At 72.2% G+C, this 14,432-nt stretch carries 15 protein-coding genes; 9 read left to right on the forward strand and 6 right to left on the reverse strand.

Annotation, left to right across the window (positions count from 1 at the left end; translation table 11 throughout):
• The first annotated feature begins 18 nt into the window (after positions 1–18).
• From ABGB18_RS23445 to ABGB18_RS23460, 4 genes are read left to right on the forward strand one after another with little or no spacing between them, the layout of a single operon-like run.
• Positions 19–990 carry a glucosyl-3-phosphoglycerate synthase gene (locus tag ABGB18_RS23445; protein WP_347697710.1) on the forward strand — a complete coding sequence of 324 codons (972 nt, stop codon included), beginning with the start codon at positions 19–21 and terminating at the stop codon, positions 988–990.
• Complete coding sequence (locus tag ABGB18_RS23450; RefSeq protein WP_347697711.1) at positions 987–2,117, forward strand: glycosyltransferase; 1,131 nt, start codon at positions 987–989, stop codon at positions 2,115–2,117. Before ABGB18_RS23445 ends, ABGB18_RS23450 begins: the two co-directional genes overlap by 4 nt.
• Positions 2,118–2,138: 21 nt before the next feature.
• On the forward strand, positions 2,139–2,516 hold the full coding sequence (locus tag ABGB18_RS23455; RefSeq protein ID WP_347697712.1) for a type II toxin-antitoxin system RelE/ParE family toxin: 378 nt from the start codon (positions 2,139–2,141) through the stop codon (positions 2,514–2,516).
• Positions 2,513–2,851, forward strand: coding sequence for an XRE family transcriptional regulator (locus ABGB18_RS23460; protein WP_347697713.1), 339 nt, complete (start codon positions 2,513–2,515; stop codon positions 2,849–2,851). The genes ABGB18_RS23455 and ABGB18_RS23460 overlap by 4 nt, the downstream gene beginning before the upstream one ends.
• A gap of 71 nt (positions 2,852–2,922) precedes the next feature.
• Here ABGB18_RS23460 and ABGB18_RS23465 read toward each other — a convergent pair whose 3' ends face one another.
• On the reverse strand, positions 2,923–5,262 hold the full coding sequence (locus ABGB18_RS23465) for an FtsX-like permease family protein (RefSeq protein ID WP_347697714.1): 2,340 nt from the start codon (positions 5,260–5,262) through the stop codon (positions 2,923–2,925).
• The gene (locus tag ABGB18_RS23470; RefSeq protein ID WP_347697715.1) at positions 5,259–5,993 is read right to left on the reverse strand and encodes an ABC transporter ATP-binding protein; all 735 of its coding nucleotides are present in this window, start codon (positions 5,991–5,993) and stop codon (positions 5,259–5,261) included. Before ABGB18_RS23470 ends, ABGB18_RS23465 begins: the two co-directional genes overlap by 4 nt.
• Positions 5,994–6,091: 98 nt before the next feature.
• On the opposite strand from ABGB18_RS23470, the gene ABGB18_RS23475 reads away from it, so the two are divergent.
• Complete coding sequence (locus tag ABGB18_RS23475) at positions 6,092–6,700, forward strand: response regulator transcription factor (protein WP_347697716.1); 609 nt, start codon at positions 6,092–6,094, stop codon at positions 6,698–6,700.
• Here ABGB18_RS23475 and ABGB18_RS23480 read toward each other — a convergent pair.
• Positions 6,641–8,773, reverse strand: a complete 2,133-nt coding sequence (locus ABGB18_RS23480) for a histidine kinase (protein ID WP_347697717.1) — start codon at positions 8,771–8,773, stop codon at positions 6,641–6,643. The two genes, ABGB18_RS23475 and ABGB18_RS23480, sit on opposite strands and share 60 nt — an antisense overlap.
• Before the next feature lie 29 nt (positions 8,774–8,802).
• Positions 8,803–9,597, reverse strand: coding sequence for a universal stress protein (locus ABGB18_RS23485; protein WP_347697718.1), 795 nt, complete (start codon positions 9,595–9,597; stop codon positions 8,803–8,805).
• A 166-nt stretch (positions 9,598–9,763) separates the two neighbouring features.
• Here ABGB18_RS23485 and ABGB18_RS23490 point away from each other — a divergent pair, with 166 nt between their 5' ends.
• Positions 9,764–9,979 (forward strand): hypothetical protein, encoded by a 216-nt coding sequence (locus tag ABGB18_RS23490; RefSeq protein WP_347697719.1) that lies wholly within the window; start codon positions 9,764–9,766, stop codon positions 9,977–9,979.
• 96 nt (positions 9,980–10,075) lie between these two features.
• A complete protein-coding gene (locus ABGB18_RS23495; RefSeq protein ID WP_347697720.1) occupies positions 10,076–10,624 on the forward strand; it encodes a phosphatase PAP2 family protein in 549 nt (182 codons plus the stop codon).
• Here the strand turns inward: ABGB18_RS23495 and pip are convergent.
• Positions 10,578–11,549: a prolyl aminopeptidase gene (gene pip, locus ABGB18_RS23500; protein WP_347697721.1), complete on the reverse strand. Its 972-nt coding sequence runs from the start codon at positions 11,547–11,549 to the stop codon at positions 10,578–10,580. The two genes, ABGB18_RS23495 and pip, sit on opposite strands and share 47 nt — an antisense overlap.
• A gap of 23 nt (positions 11,550–11,572) precedes the next feature.
• Between pip and ABGB18_RS23505 the strand changes: the two genes are divergently transcribed.
• Positions 11,573–12,484 (forward strand): threonine/serine dehydratase, encoded by a 912-nt coding sequence (locus ABGB18_RS23505; protein WP_347697722.1) that lies wholly within the window; start codon positions 11,573–11,575, stop codon positions 12,482–12,484.
• Here the strand turns inward: ABGB18_RS23505 and ABGB18_RS23510 are convergent.
• The gene (locus tag ABGB18_RS23510) at positions 12,472–13,056 is read right to left on the reverse strand and encodes a hypothetical protein (protein ID WP_347697723.1); all 585 of its coding nucleotides are present in this window, start codon (positions 13,054–13,056) and stop codon (positions 12,472–12,474) included. The genes ABGB18_RS23505 and ABGB18_RS23510 overlap by 13 nt on opposite strands.
• Positions 13,057–13,588: 532 nt before the next feature.
• Here ABGB18_RS23510 and ABGB18_RS23515 point away from each other — a divergent pair.
• Complete coding sequence (locus ABGB18_RS23515) at positions 13,589–14,410, forward strand: RNA-guided endonuclease TnpB family protein (protein WP_347697724.1); 822 nt, start codon at positions 13,589–13,591, stop codon at positions 14,408–14,410.
• Positions 14,411–14,432: the final 22 nt, after the last annotated feature.

Here is a 14,432-nt window from a genome sequence, read left to right on the forward strand (position 1 = left end):
GAGATCGGGGCTGACCGCATGGATACAGATCTGCGAGCCTTGGCCGATGCCCAGGAGTGGTATGGCCCGCGCTCTAGCACCGCAGCCGAGTGGCCGGTCGACGCCTTAGTGCCGGCCAAGGGAACCACCAGAATAAGTGTCGTCCTTCCCGCTCGTGACGAAGAGAGCACAGTGGGTGACATCGTCACCGTGATTCGCCGCGACCTCGTGGAGCGGGCACCGCTCGTCGACGAGATCGTCGTCGTGGACTCCAAGTCCACCGACCGCACCGCCGAGCGCGCCCGCGCGGCGGGCGCGCGGGTGGTGGCGCAGGACGAGGTTCTCCCGCACCTGCCGGCGCTGACGGGCAAGGGGGAGGCGCTGTGGAAGGGGTTGGCCGCCTCCAGCGGCGACCTCGTCGTGTTCGTGGACGCCGACCTGCGCAGCTTCGCCGCGCACTACGTGTCGGGCCTGGTGGGGCCGCTGCTGGTGAACGGCGACACCCACTTCGTCAAGGCGACCTACGAACGCCCGCTGACGGGCGCGGGCGGGGTCGTGCGGCGTGGCGAGGGCGGCCGGGTGACCGAGCTGGTGGCCCGGCCCCTGCTCAACCTGTTCTGGCCGGAGCTGGCCGGATTCGCCCAGCCGCTCGGTGGCGAGTACGCCGGGCGGCGCGAGGTGCTCGAACGGGTGCCGTTCGTCACCGAGTACGGCGTGGAGTTCGGCCTGCTCGTCGACCTCTACCAGCTCATCGGACTGGACGCGATGGCCCAGGTGGACCTGGGGCAGCGTACGCACACACACCAGTCGTTGGCCGCGCTCGGCCGGATGGCCGGGCAGATCATGCTCACCGCCTGGTCCCGCCTGGAGCGACAGGGCCGCGTGCTGGCGTCGCAGCCCCCGGCGCACACACTCCTGCAGTTCGGGCTGGAGGGCGCGGGCCTGGTGGACGTGGCGGTGGCGGAGCGACCTCCGCTCGCTTCCCTCGTCCTTGAGGAGGATCTGGCATGAAAGTCCTGGTGAACGCGGGGCCGTGGCTCGCGGTGCCGCCCCCCGGCTACGGCGGGATCGAGAACGTGGTAGCCACCCTCGTGCCCGCGCTGCGCGAGCGCGGGGTCAGCGTGGTGCTGGCCTCCGTCGGGTCGAGCACGCTGGAGGTGGACGAGCTGGTCAGCGCCTACGACGACGGCCAGTTCGCGGAGCTGCAGAAGCCGTACAACCAGGTCATGGGCATCGCGCACGCGCACCAGGCGAGAGTGGCCGCCGAGCTGCGCGCCCGCGACGACATCGACCTCGTCCACGACCATCTGGAGGTGGTCGGGCCCGCGCTGCTGTCGGCGCTCGGTGGGCCCCCGGTCCTGCACACCCTGCACTGGGACCTGCGCAAGCACCCGGCCTTCTATGGGGCGTTCCCGCCGTCGATCGCCGTCAACGGCGTGTCGGAGTCGCAGCTCGCCCGCGCCCCGGCGGCCCTGCGCGCGGCCTCCCTCGGCGCCGTCTACCTCGCCACCCCGCTCGCCGGCGGCGGCCCGCGCGTGGACCGGGCGGAGCACTTCGTGGTCATGGGCCGCATCTGCGCGCTCAAGGGCCAGCACGTGGCGGCCCGGATCTGCCAGAAGCTGGGGCTTCCGCTGGTCCTGGCCGGTCCGGTCACCGGCCGGAACACCGCCGCGGAGCTGGACGTCGTGACCCAGAACCCCTACCACCCACTGCACAGCCATCCGGACGTCCGCTACCACCTGGACCAGGTGTCCCGCTATCTCGACGAGGAGCTGGTCAGATGGGTCGGCGCGGTCAGCGGCCCGGCCAGGGACCTCCTCTACGCCTCGGCCAGGGCCGCGCTCTTCCCCATCCAGTGGGACGAACCGGGCGGTACGGCCGTCGTGGAGGCCCTGGCCCTCGGCGTGCCCCCGGTGGGCCTGCGCCGCGGCTGCCTGCCGGAGATCATCGACCACGGCCGCACGGGCTTCCTGGCCGACACCGAGGAGGAACTGGCCGAGTGGATGCTCCGGGTGGACGAACTGGACCCGGAGGAATGCCGCCGCGAGGCCAGCCGCCGCTTCGCCCCGTCGGTCATGGCCGACCGCTACCTGGACCTGTACGAAACCGTCGCGGCGGGCCGCTTGCCGCGGACTTAACGCAGGCATTAAATTGAGGTGGTGGCCAGTTGGGAAATAGTGCTGGTGGCCGAGGTTCGAGAGTGGTTCGACCGTTTGTGCGATGAGGACTGGAACACCGCCGAACAGGTCGAGGACGCCATCGACATCCTGGCGGAGGCCGGTCCGACGTTGGGGCGGCCCCTGGTGGATCGGCTGAAGGGGACGGATAAGCATCACTTCAAGGAGCTTCGTCCTGGTTCATGTGGAAGCAGCGAGATTCGGATAATCTTCGCCTTCGACCCGGTCCGGCGAGCGGTTCTGCTGGTCGCAGGGGATAAGTCGGGTAACTGGGGCCGATGGTATGACATCAACATCCCCATCGCTGAGAAGCGATACGTCGATCACCTGGCCGAGATGAGCACGAGGGAGTACGAATGAGCGCGGCGAGCTGGGATGAGGTGAAGCGGCAGGCGCACGAGCGGCGAACGGCCAGCGGGCTGCCAGTGCGCTCGGACGCCGCGAAGGAAGCCGCGATGGCCAGACTGAAGGCGGAGGTTCGCGCGCACAAACTGGCGGAGGTCCGGCGGGATCAGGAGCTAACGCAGCGGGATGTGGCTGACGCGATGGGCGTGTCCGGTCCACGGGTGTCGGCGATCGAGCACGGGGAGCTGGATCGAGTGGAGGTTTCCACGCTGCGTGCATATGTGGAAGCGCTGGGTGGGCAGCTGCGGGTGATCGCCGACTTCGGGGACACCGAATACAAGATTGCCTGAGGCGCTTCGATCACCGCCTGACGGGCCGCTCCGCGTTCGGGCGGCCCGGGTTCCGTGGGCGAAGACGGAGGTCAGGCGGACGTCACGGCGTCGGCCGGGCGGGATCTGAGGGCCAGGCGGGCGGGCAGGGTCGTGGCGGCCAGGGCCAGGGCGGTCGCGGCGGCCAGGACCAGCGCGTACGCCGCCACAGGGACGTACGGCGTGGGCGAGCCCGTCATGCCGTTGCCGAACGCCGACAGGGTGAGCAGGGCGATCCCGGTGCCCCCGACGGCCGCCGTCAGGGTCGCGCAGAGCGTCTCCAGGCGGAGCATGCGCAGGATCTGGCGCCGCGTGGTACCCGCCAGGCGCAGCACGGCCAGTTCCTTCGTCCGGCCCGACGTCGCCATGGCCAGGGTGTTGACCACGGCGATGGCGGTGAAGGCGATGATCAGGCCCAGCGCCACCAACGTGACCTGCGGGTCGGCGGTGCCGGCCGCGGCGGCCTGGGCCCGGTCGAGCACCGTCGCGCCGGGGACCGCCCGGGCCAGGGCGTCCCTGGTCAGGGTGGGGGCCGACACCAGGAGGGTGCCCGCGGGGTCGTCCACGTGGCCGGAGACGAGCGAGTGCGGCAGGGTCAGGTCGCCGAAGCCGAGACCGCGGGTGTAGACGGCCGAGACCTTCAGGGTGGCGGGGGTGCCGTCGCCGAGGGTGAACCGCAGCGGGTCACCGACCGTGAGCCCGAGCCGGGTGGCGGCGGTCCGGCTGACGGCGGCCGCGTCCGGCTCGACGGAACCGGAGACGACTCCCAGGTCGAGCGTGCGGGGGTCGTAGGTGACGGCCTGGGCGGCGTACTTGTCCAGGCCGACCCGGACCGTCGTGCGCAGCACCTGGGTGACGGCCTCCACCCCGGGAACCCTCCGCACGGCCGCGGCGGGCGCGCCCGGCAGCACGTAGCCGGCCCGGGTGCCCGCGTCGGCCTGCTCCTGCGCGGCGTGCCCCATCGTGGTCTGGACGAACAGGATCGTGCAGGTCATCGCCACCATCAGGGTGAGCGGCGAGAGCACCGAGGCCAGGCCCCTGGAGTCGGCGCGCAGGCTCCTGGCGGCCAGGAACCCGGTCACCCCCGCCGCCCTCAGCGGCAGCGGCACCACCTTCGCGGCCAGCGGGGCGAGCAGCGTCGCGGCGGTCGTCCAGACCAGCGCGGTCAGCATGGTCACCGGCGTGGCCGCCGCCTCCGTGTTCAGGCCCGACAGCACCAGCGTGAGTACCACGGCCCCGGCGGCCAGCGTCAGCCCGGCCAGCAGCCGCGGCCACGGCAGCCGGCCGTCGTCCAGCGCGGCCTCGCGGAGCGCCGCCACCGGGCGGATGCGGGCCAGGCGGCGGGCGGAGACGCGAGCCGCGATCCAGGCGGCGCCCACCGTGGCCAGGAGCGCGGCCAGGGCCGGGAACGGGCTGACCACCAGGCGCAGGTTCGCCGGGGTCGCGCCCAGGGCCACGAACGTGGCGTACAGCCAGTGGCCGAGCCCGATGCCCGCCGCCGCGCCGAGCAGCCCAGCCACGCCGCCGACCAGCAGCGCCTCGCCGCCGACGAGCCGGCGTACCTGCCTGGGGGTGGCCGCCACGGCCCGCAGCAGGGCGAGCTCGCGCCGGCGCTGCTGGATGGACAGGGCGAACGTGCCCACCACGACGAGGATCGCGACCAGCAGCGAGGTGGCGGCCAGCGCGCCGCCCATGCTGATCAGCGAGACCCGCGCCTGCTCCGCGTCCAGGAACTCCAGCCGCCCCCGCTCGTCCCCGATGTAGAGCACGGCCCCCTGCGGCGCGCGGGAGAGCGCGGGGAAGGCCCCGGCGGCGCTGACCATGCCCGGGTGCCCGGCCAGGCGGCGGGCCTCGGCGGTGCTGAAGAACACGGTGTCCTGGCTGGGCAGGGCCTGCGCGGTGACGCCCACGACGCGGTGCCCGCGCAGCTCCGCGCCGACCGCCAGCCCGGCGCGGGCGTCGACCACCACCTCGCCGTCCGCCCGCGGCGCGCGCCCCGCGGCGATCGTGAACGGGGTGAGCCCCGCCGACTCCCACCCGTGCCCGGTGAACCCGCCGAACGGGAACGTCACCTCCGGGATCACCCTGTCCACCCCGGGCGTCGCGCGGAGCGCCGTCACGACCGAGACGGGCAGCCAGGCACGCTCCGACAGCGGCTTGGCCTTCGTCTTCGTCTTGCCGTCGCCCTTGTCGATGGTCTCGTGGACGTACTGGTCGGCGGCGACGATCGCGGGCGCGCCCGCGTACCGCTCGGGGGCGACCGTGCCGCGCAGGCCGGTCTCCAGCAGCATCAGGCAGGCGCACACCAGCGCGGCGGCGCACAGCAGCGCCACGAACGCGCCCGCGAATGCCCCCTTGCGGTGCCGCAGCGTCTTCAGCGCGAAGCCGATCATCCCTTCCACGCTCCCAGCCCGGTCATCCGCTCGGCCACCTTCTCGGGGGTCGGAGCGGTCATCGTGTCCACGATCCGGCCGTCGGCCAGGAACAGCACGGTCCCCGCGTACGAGGCCGCCAGCGGGTCGTGCGTCACCATCACCACGGTCTGGCCCATGGCGTCCACCACCTCGCGCAGCAGCCGCAACACGTCCCGGGCGGTCATCGTGTCCAGGGCGCCGGTCGGCTCGTCCCCGAACACCACCTCCGGCCTGGTGACCAGCGCCCGGGCCAGGGCGACCCGCTGCTGCTGGCCGCCGGAGAGCTGCGCGGGCCGGTGCCCGGCGCGGCCCTCCAGTCCCACCCGGCGCAGGATCTCGCCGAGCCAGGCCCGGTCCACGCGGGCGCCGGCCAGGCGCAGGGGGAGGGTGACGTTCTCCACCACGTTCAGGGCGGGGACCAGGTTGAAGGCCTGGAACACGAAGCCGACCCGGCGCCTGCGCAGCTCGGTCAGCTCGGTCTCGCCCAGGCGCGACAGCTCGGTGCCGCCGAGGCGTACCGAGCCGGACGACGGCACGTCCAGCCCCGCCGCGCAGTGCAGGAACGTGCTCTTGCCCGACCCGGACGGGCCCATCACCGCCGTGAACGAGCCGCGCGGGATCCCCGCGGACACCTCCCGCAGGGCGGCGACCGCGCCCTGGCCCTTCCCGTAAACCTTGCTCACGGCCTCCAGCCGCACCACGTCTGTCATGCCGTCAAGCCTGCTGATCTGCGGGTACGCGGCCCAGATACGCCGTCACCGATCACCCATGACGTCATCATGATTCGGACACTGGTAGACATGTCACCGTGATTCGCCTACTGCTCGCTGAGGACCAGGCGGTGATCAGGGGCGCCCTGGCGGCCCTGCTCGGCCTGGAGCCCGACCTGGAGGTCGTCGCCTCCGTCGCGACGGGCGCGGCGGCCGTCGCCGCGGCCGCCGTGGACCTGCCCGACGTGGCCGTGCTGGACATCGACATGCCGGGCGGAATGGACGGGCTGGAAGCCGCCGCCGAGATCCGCGCCCGGGTGCCGGCGTGCCGGACGCTCATGCTCACCGGGTACGGCAAGCCGGGGCACCTCAAGCGAGCGCTGGCGGCGCAGGTGGACGGGTTCATGCTGAAGACCGCGCCGCCGGAGGAGCTGGTGGCGGCCATCCGCGCGGTCGCGCGGGGGGAGCGCGTGCTGGACCGGGCGCTCGCGGTGACAGCCTGGGACCTGGCCGACAACCCGCTCACGCCGCGCGAGGCGGACGTGCTGCGGCTGGCGGCGGGCGGGGCCGACGCGACGGACATCGCCGCCGGGCTGCACCTGACGCCGGGCACTGTGCGCAACTACCTCACGGGCATCGTGGCCAAGCTAAACGCCCGCAACCGCACCGACGCCGTTCGCATCGCCACCAAGTCCGGCTGGATCTAGTGGACCCTGATCCGGCCGGTCCTGATCCGGCCGGTACGCGACCCGGGCGTCGAGCTGGAACCAGCCGTCCGCGACGCCCGTGGTGAGGCGGCCGTCGAGCGTGGCCAGCCGGGTGGCCAGGTTGCCCAGGCCCGACGACCCCCGGCGGGCCGCCCCGGGCCGGGCGCCGTCGTTGCGGACGCGCAGGCGTACCGTGTGGCCGTCGGCAGCCGTCGAGAAGGCGGTCGAGATGGCGCAGTGGCGGGCGGTGCTGTGGCGCAGGACGTTCGTGACGGCCTCCCGGAGCACGGCACTGAGCACGGTCTCGATCTCGGCGGGGAGCGGCGGGTGCGCCAGCTCAGCGGTGACCTCGACGCGGGCCGCCCGCAGGACGGAACGGGCCGAGCTCGCCTCGGCGCGCAGCGACAGGTCGTGCTGCTCGCCGGAGACCGAGCGCAGGTCGTGCCCGGCTCGTTCGGCCATGTTCAGGACGTCGGCCAGCTCGGCCCGCGACCGCTCCGGCGGGAGGCGGCGGGCCAGCTCGCACTTGAGCAGGATGGCCGCAAGGCTGTGGCCCAGCAGGTCGTGCAGGTCGCGGGCGGCGCGCAGGCGCTCCTCGACGACGGCCGAGCGGGCCAGGCCCTCCCTGGCCGCCCTGAGCTCCTTGGCGAGCTGGGCCAGGCGTAGCAGGCTGTAGATCACCAGGCCGGTGACCAGGGTGCTGAGCGTGACGTTCGCCCACTGGGCGGGCGGCAGCGCGTACAGGGCGGCCATGAGGCCAGTGCTCGCCACGACGGCGGCGGCCAGCGGCCAGGCCACCGCCGGGCGGAACGCCAGCAGTACCGGGCCCGCCAGGAACCCCTGCACCCCCAGCCAAACCGGGCCGAACGCCGGCACGGGGGCGTAGGCCAGCACGGCCATCACCGCCAGCGCCGTCATGTGGCGGCCGTGCACGGATCTGAGCTGCATGGCCACGATCACGGCCAGCAGCGCGGCGGCGGGCGGCAGCAGCGCGGGCGGGATCTGGATGAGGGCCTTGCCGCTGAACCCGACCAGCACGGCGGCCAGCAGCAGCACCGACATGTCCGCCTTCGGGCGGGCCGCCGGGAGCGCGTGGGGGGTGGGCAGGACGGCTTCGACGGTGTAGCGGCCGCTGTCTGACAGGCCGCGCTCCAGCGTGCCGCCCGCGGCCCTGACCTGGTCGTCCAGGTCGGCCAGGCCGTCGTGCTCGGCGGTGCGGCGGCCGTCGTCGGTGACGCGCAGGCGTACCGTGCCGCTCGGCTCGCGGGTCTCGATCACGCAGGAGCGGGCGGTGCCGCGGCCCACCACGTCGGTGACGGCCTCGCGGAGCACCGCCGCGAGCAGCGCGCCCGCGGGGCCCAGCGGCTCGCTGTGCTCCGCCCGCACCTCGACGGCGATCTCCGCCGCGTCCAGCATCGCGCGGGCGGTGGTCAGCTCGGGGCCCAGCGACATCGCGCGGTAGCTCGCCGCCGCGGCCCGCGCGTCCGCCAGCGACCGCCGCGCCGTGGCCGTCACCTCACCCAACACCTCCCCGGCCCGGGAGGGTACGGCGAGCGAGCGGCGGGCGCCCGTCACGATCGCGGCCAGGCCGCGCCCCAGACCGTCGCTGAGCTCGGCCGCGATGCTCAGCCGCTCCTCGGCCACCGCCGCGGCGGCCAGCGCCAGGCGCGTGGCGTGCAGCTCGCCCACCCGCTCGACCAGCCGGATGAGGCCCAGGACGACCAGCGTCATGACCACTGTGGTGATCGTCAGATCGAGGGTGGTGACCGGGTCGCCGCCCCGCGCGTACGCGATCACCACCGCGCTGAACACGACCCCCGGCGCCAGCGCCCACAACCGGGTCACCAGCAGCGAGCCCGCCAGGAAGCCGAGCACCACCACGGAGGCTCCCGACCCAAGCGTCACCCAGTAGACCAGCCCGGCCTGCGCCGCCAGCAGCCACCACTTCCTGGACCACAGCGTGTACAGGCACTGCACCGCGAAGACCAGCACCGCGTCCGCGGCCCCGGCCAGGACGTACACGCTGGACAGCGCGGCCAGTACCGCGACCACGATCACCCGCGCCACAAACACCCCGAAACCCCCTAAGCCACGAAGGCAGCCTAGGAGAACCCCCTGGGCAGCACGGTGACGGGGCACGTGGAGGCCCGGAGCACCTTCATGGCCAGCTCGCCGAGGAAGACCCGGTGGGGCTGCGCGTCCTCGCTGGCGGCGCACACCAGCAGCTCGCCGGGCAGCCACTCGACGTCCTCGATCGCGGCCGCCACGGCGTGGCCCTCGGCCACCTCCGACTCGGCCTCCAGGCCGGTGCTCTCCCAGGCCAGGCGGACGGCCAGGGCGAGGTCGTCGCGGAGCTTGCCCTGGTCCTCGGTGCGCAGGTCGAAGGTGATCAGCCGCAGCGGCACGCCGAGGCGCAGCGCCGCCTGGGCCACCCGTTCGACGGCCGCGTCGCACTGCGGGCGGTGCACGTAGGCCAGCGTGAGGCGGGCGGGGGCCTCGGGCGGGACGTAGCGGGCGGGCGCCAGCATGACCGCCTCGGCGGAACGGTGCAGCAGATGGTCGGAGGTGGCGCCGATGGCGATGCGGCCGGGCGGCCCGCCCGAGGCGGAGCCGACCACGATCAGGTCGGCCCTGATCCTGCTGGCCAGCACCGAAAGCCCGCGGCCCGTGCCCCGGCTCTCGAACGCCATGTACTCGGCCGCCGTCGCGCCCAGCTCCTCCGCCGCGTGCGCCAGGTTGGCCTGAGCCTCGACCGCCAGCCCGGGGCTGCCCGGCGGGTAGATCGTCGCCACGGTCAGCTCGCCGCCGGTGACCCGCGTGATCGCGGCACCCAGGGCGAGCGCGTCCCGCCCGCCCGGCTCCGTGGTGTAGCCGACGATCACGTGCTCTCCGATCACGACTGCCCTCTTACCCGATCTGAACTGGGAATACGCCGCTTTATCGGGAACGTTGCAATCGTACGGAGGCGCAAAAAAGGTGAAGATCACTCTTGACACCCTCTTCAACGGAGCCCTTGGTCCGGTTTCGCTCCGTGAAGCGGTTCAGCAGCTCAGGGAGCGGGATTTGGCGTGCACGGTGTCCGCGGAGACCGTGGAAGAGAAGGTGACCATCTTCTCCGACTGCGTGGAGCGCGGATTCACGCCGCTCCGCAGCGAGATCATGGCCGCCTGCTACGTGGCCGAGCGCGACGCCACCACCGAGGCGTTCGACCGGGGGCTCATCACCAAGGCCGAGCTGGACAGCAAGCATGCCGCCCTGATCCGCCAGTTCCTGTCCTGAGATCACGCTTTTCCCGACTTTCCGCCGGGTAGTGGGAGCGGATGACGATCTCTGTTCGTAAGGTTGTGCCTATCGATCATTCACGAATGGACAGGCGTGTATCAGGACATCGTCGGCTTCGCCCACACTACGCCCGAGTGGCTGCACACCTTCGCCGAGGTCGGCACGGACGGCGGGTTGTACCTGTTCGCCGCCCTGTTCGCGGTGGCCGCACTGCGGGCCTGGCGGGCTCCGGCGCGTGACCTGGCGCTGGTGGTCGCGGGTCCGGCGGGTGTGGTGCTCGCCTACGTTGTGAGCGAGGTCGTCAAGGCCTTCGTCAGGGAGGACCGGCCGTGCCGCGGCGGGGTCGCGACGATCGCCGCCTGCCCGCCGCCGGACGACTGGTCCTTCCCCAGCAACCACTCGGTCATCGCGGCGGGGGCGGCGGGCGCGCTCGTGCTGGCCTGGCGGGCTCTGGCCTGGGTGGTGCTGCCGCTGGCGGCGCTGATGGCGTTCTCGCGGGTGTTCGTGGGAGCGCACTATCCGCACGACGTGGCCGCGGGATTCCTGCTCGGGGTCGTGCTCGCCCCGCTGTTCACGCTGCTGGCGGTGGGGGCCGTCACCCCTGTCGTACGGCTCGCGCGAACCCGTCTGTCGCCTCGATGAGCCGGTGCAGGATGCCCGGCTCGCTGAAGGCGTGCCCGGCGTCGTCGACCACCTGGAAGTCCGCCTCCGGCCACGCCTTGTGCAGGTCCCAGGCGGTGACCATGGGCGTGCAGGCGTCGTAGCGGCCCTGCACGATCACGCCGGGAATGTGCCTGATCTTGCCGACGTCCCTGATGAGCTGGTCGGGCTCGAACCAGCCGGCGTGGTGGAAGTAGTGGTTCTCGATCCTGGCGAAGCAGAGGGCCAGCCGGTCCTCGCCGAACTCGGCGACACGCTCGGGGTCGGGCAGCAGCGAGATCGTGGCGGCCTCCCACTGGGCCCACGCCTTGGCCGCCGCCAGCCTGGCCACCGGGTCCGCGCCTTCGAGCCGCCTGCGGAAGGCCGCCACCAGGTCGTCGCGCTCCGCGGCGGGGATGGGGGCCACGTACCCCTCCCACAGGTCCGGGAACAGGTGGCCGGCGCCCTCCTGGTAGAACCAGCGCAGCTCCTGCGGCCGCAGGGTGAAGATCCCGCGCAGCACCAGCTCGGTCGTACGGCCGGGATGGGTCTGCGCGTACGCCAGCGCCAGCGCGCTGCCCCACGAGCCGCCGAACACCTGCCACATGTCGATGCCCAGGTGCTCCCTGAGCCGCTCCATGTCCCGCACGAGGTGCCAGGTGGTGTTGGCGCTCAGGTCCGTGGCGGGGTCGCCGGCGTGCGGGCGGCTGCGGCCGCAGTTGCGCTGGTCGAACAGGACGATCCGGTAGAGCTCCGGGTCCCACTGGCGGCGGTGCTTCGCGCTGCACCCGCCTCCCGGTCCGCCGTGCAGCATGACCGCGGGCTTGCCCTGAGGGTTGCCGCAGACCTCCCAGTAGATCTGGTTGCCGTCGCCGACGTCCAGCAAGCCCGAGTCGTAGGGCTCGATTGGCGGGTACAGGGTTCTCATAACCCCACATTAGGGTTGATCGCATGGAGCTGGTTACCCTCGATGACATCCGGGCCGCCGCCGAGCGGATCAAGCAGGTCGTGGTGCGTACCCCGCTCGTCCCCATGGGCGAGGCGTGGGTGAAGCCGGAGAGCCTGCAACCCGTCGGATCCTTCAAGCTCAGGGGCGCCTACAACGCGGTGGCCTCGCTGCGGCCAGGCGGGGTGGTCACCCATTCCTCCGGCAACCACGGGCAGGCCCTCGCCTACGCGGCCGGGAAGTTCGGGGTGCCGTGCGTGGTCGTCGTGCCCGAGGGCACGCCCCAGATCAAGGCCAGGGCGATCGAGTCGCGCGGGGCCGAGCTCGTCGTTGTGCCGCCCGAGCAGCGGGAGGTCGTGGCCGAGAAGGTGGCGGCCGAGCGGGGGCTGACCCTGGTGCCGCCGTACGACCACCGCGCGGTGATCGCGGGTCAGGGCACCGTCGGGCTGGAGATCCTCGCCGACCTGCCCGAGGCCGAGGTGGTGCTGGTGCCGGTGGGCGGCGGCGGGCTGGCCTCCGGGGTCGCCTCGGCGGTCAAGGCGCTCAACCCCGGTGTACGGGTGATCGGGGTCGAGCCCGAGCTGGCCGCCGACGCCGCAGAGGGCCTGGCGGCCGGGCGGCGCGTGGTGTGGGAGCCGGCCAGGACGTTCCGCACGATCGCCGACGGGGTGCGTACGCCGCTGTCCGAGCTGACCTTCGCCCACCTCAGCGCGCGGCTCGACGGCATCGTGACCGTCACCGAGGACGAGATCAAGGCCGCCATGGGACACCTGGCGCGCTCGGCCCGGCTGGTGGCCGAGCCGACCGGAGCAGTCGCCACGGCGGCCCTGCTGTCCGGGCGTGTCCCCGCCGGCCGGACGGTGGTCGTGCTGTCCGGGGGGAACGTGGACCCCGACCTCTACCGTCAGGTGCTCTGAGTCCAGGTGTGCCGGGTCAGGAACGAGCGGTCGCCGGTGGCGTACTCGTTGAAGGCCCGCTGCACCTCGGCCAGCTCCGGCACCATGGCCAGGCTGAGCGTGCCCTCCTTGTATTCCAGCTCGTAGCCCGGCGAGACCTGGAGGAAGTGGTGGCCGAAGTTCACCAGCGCCACGAACGGGTTTTGTGGTGACAGCGTGGCCAGCACGTCGTTGACGAGGCCGAGGTCGGGGTCGTGCACGACCATGCCGTCGCCGGTGTGGAGCTGCATGCCCTCGTAGACGCCCAGCGGCGCCACGTTGTGCACGAGGTCGCGCTGAGGGTCGTAGCAGACCAGGCCGTGCGCCCGCGCGATCGTGAACACCCGGGCGGACGTCTCGTCCATGGTGTCCAGGTCCATCGTCACCAGCACGTGGCCCGGATAGAGCGTGACCTCCCCCGGCAGCTCCTTGGCGACCTCGGGCACGCCATCGCCGCTGACCGGGCGGGTCCGCTTGACCGCCAGATAGGTCGCGCGCGCCTGGTCCCTGCCGATCGGAACCGGCTCGTCCCAGACCATCAACTCAACGCTCATCGGTCCATCTTGTCGAACCCGCACCCCGCCCGCGCGCCTCTGGGCCCAAGAGCCGGAAAGCCGCGTCGCGGCATATCAGGGCATACCTATACGGGCTTCTCGGAATCCGGCACCAGCTCGACCGTGCAGTTCGCGCAGCGCCGAGGCTGAGGTTGTCGCGCGCTAAGAACCGCTCATGACAATCGTATGGAGCCGGGAGAGACGCGGGCGAACGATTCGGGTGCATGCTGTGGTGGTGGGCCGCCTTCGATACCGCGCCGTCGGGGGCGGCTCACCGCCTTTGAGCTCGTACGGAGTAATGATGCGGCGAGTGTGGGAAGGAACAAGGTGATCTGTTAGGCCCGGGGTTCGCCCGGTGGAACGGGTGCTGAGCTACTGGTCAGGTTGTCAGTGCTTGTCGGTTCTTTCCATGGTCGGTCGGGGGCGGGGTGACGATCGGTTGGCGTTCCAACTATCGCTCAGGTGTTCTATTCAGGTTGGGATTGATGGTGATCTTCTGATCACATTCAGTGAATACTTCGGGGGTGGGTCGATGCTGGTCGTGCAGGCCTACCGGTTCGCCCTCGACCCCACCCCGTCCCAGGCGCGTGCGCTCGCGTCGCACTGCGGCGCGGCACGAGTTGTCTTCAACTGGGGGCTTGCCCGCATCAAGGCGAATCTGGACCGGCGGGCCGCCGAACGCTCCTACGGGCTAAAGGGGGATCAGCTCACGCCGCCGCTGTCGTGGTCGATCTACGCGCTGCGCAAGGCGTGGAATGCGGCCAAGCATGAGGTCGCGCCGTGGTGGGCGGAGGCCCAGCGCAGCCGCATTCACCATCGGGTGGCGGCGCTGCGCGGCGACGCCCTCCACAAGCTGACCACGCGCCTGGCCCGCGAGTACGGCACGATCGTGGTGGAGGACCTCAACGTCGCCGGCCTGGTCCGCAACCGGCGGCTGGCCCGCGTGATCTCCGATGCGGGGTTCGGTGAGATCCGCCGCCAACTCACATATAAGACTGCCTGGCAGGGCGGGATCCTGGTGGTCGCCGGCCGCTGGTTCCCCTCCTCCAAGACGTGCTCGGGATGCGGAGCGGTGAAAGCCAAGCTGCCCCTGCGAGTGCGCACGTTCGCCCGCCCCTCGTGCGGGCTGGTCATGGATCGCGACGTCAACGCCGCGCGCAACCCTGCCGCGCTGGTGGGGCGGCACGTCGCCGGGAGTGGCCCGGTGACGCGAAACGGACGTGGAGCCGATCGTAAGACCCCGCTCGGCGGGGCTGGTGGCTGTGAAGCGTCAACCCCGCACCGGGACACCGGGCAAGACGGGGACTTTCGCCCAGCAACGGGTGAATCACTGAGAAGAGTTGAAGCTCAGTGAAACGGAACGGAACATGGGGAGA

Source organism: Nonomuraea sp. B12E4 (assembly GCF_039871825.1).
In the GTDB taxonomy this organism is placed as follows: Bacteria; Actinomycetota; Actinomycetes; order Streptosporangiales; family Streptosporangiaceae; genus Nonomuraea.

Bases quoted from the DNA above. Each gene is read 5' to 3' on its own strand.
- ABGB18_RS23445 (WP_347697710.1), top strand. From the start codon at position 19: ATGGATACAGATCTGCGAGCCTTGGCCGATGCCCAGGAGTGGTATGGC.
- ABGB18_RS23515 (WP_347697724.1), top strand. From the start codon at position 13,589: ATGCTGGTCGTGCAGGCCTACCGGTTCGCCCTCGACCCCACCCCGTCC.
- ABGB18_RS23465 (WP_347697714.1), bottom strand. From the start codon at position 5,262: ATGATCGGCTTCGCGCTGAAGACGCTGCGGCACCGCAAGGGGGCATTC.
- ABGB18_RS23510 (WP_347697723.1), bottom strand. From the start codon at position 13,056: ATGAGCGTTGAGTTGATGGTCTGGGACGAGCCGGTTCCGATCGGCAGG.
- ABGB18_RS23470 (WP_347697715.1), bottom strand. From the start codon at position 5,993: ATGACAGACGTGGTGCGGCTGGAGGCCGTGAGCAAGGTTTACGGGAAG.
- pip (WP_347697721.1), bottom strand. From the start codon at position 11,549: ATGAGAACCCTGTACCCGCCAATCGAGCCCTACGACTCGGGCTTGCTG.
- ABGB18_RS23450 (WP_347697711.1), top strand. From the start codon at position 987: ATGAAAGTCCTGGTGAACGCGGGGCCGTGGCTCGCGGTGCCGCCCCCC.
- ABGB18_RS23460 (WP_347697713.1), top strand. From the start codon at position 2,513: ATGAGCGCGGCGAGCTGGGATGAGGTGAAGCGGCAGGCGCACGAGCGG.
- ABGB18_RS23505 (WP_347697722.1), top strand. From the start codon at position 11,573: ATGGAGCTGGTTACCCTCGATGACATCCGGGCCGCCGCCGAGCGGATC.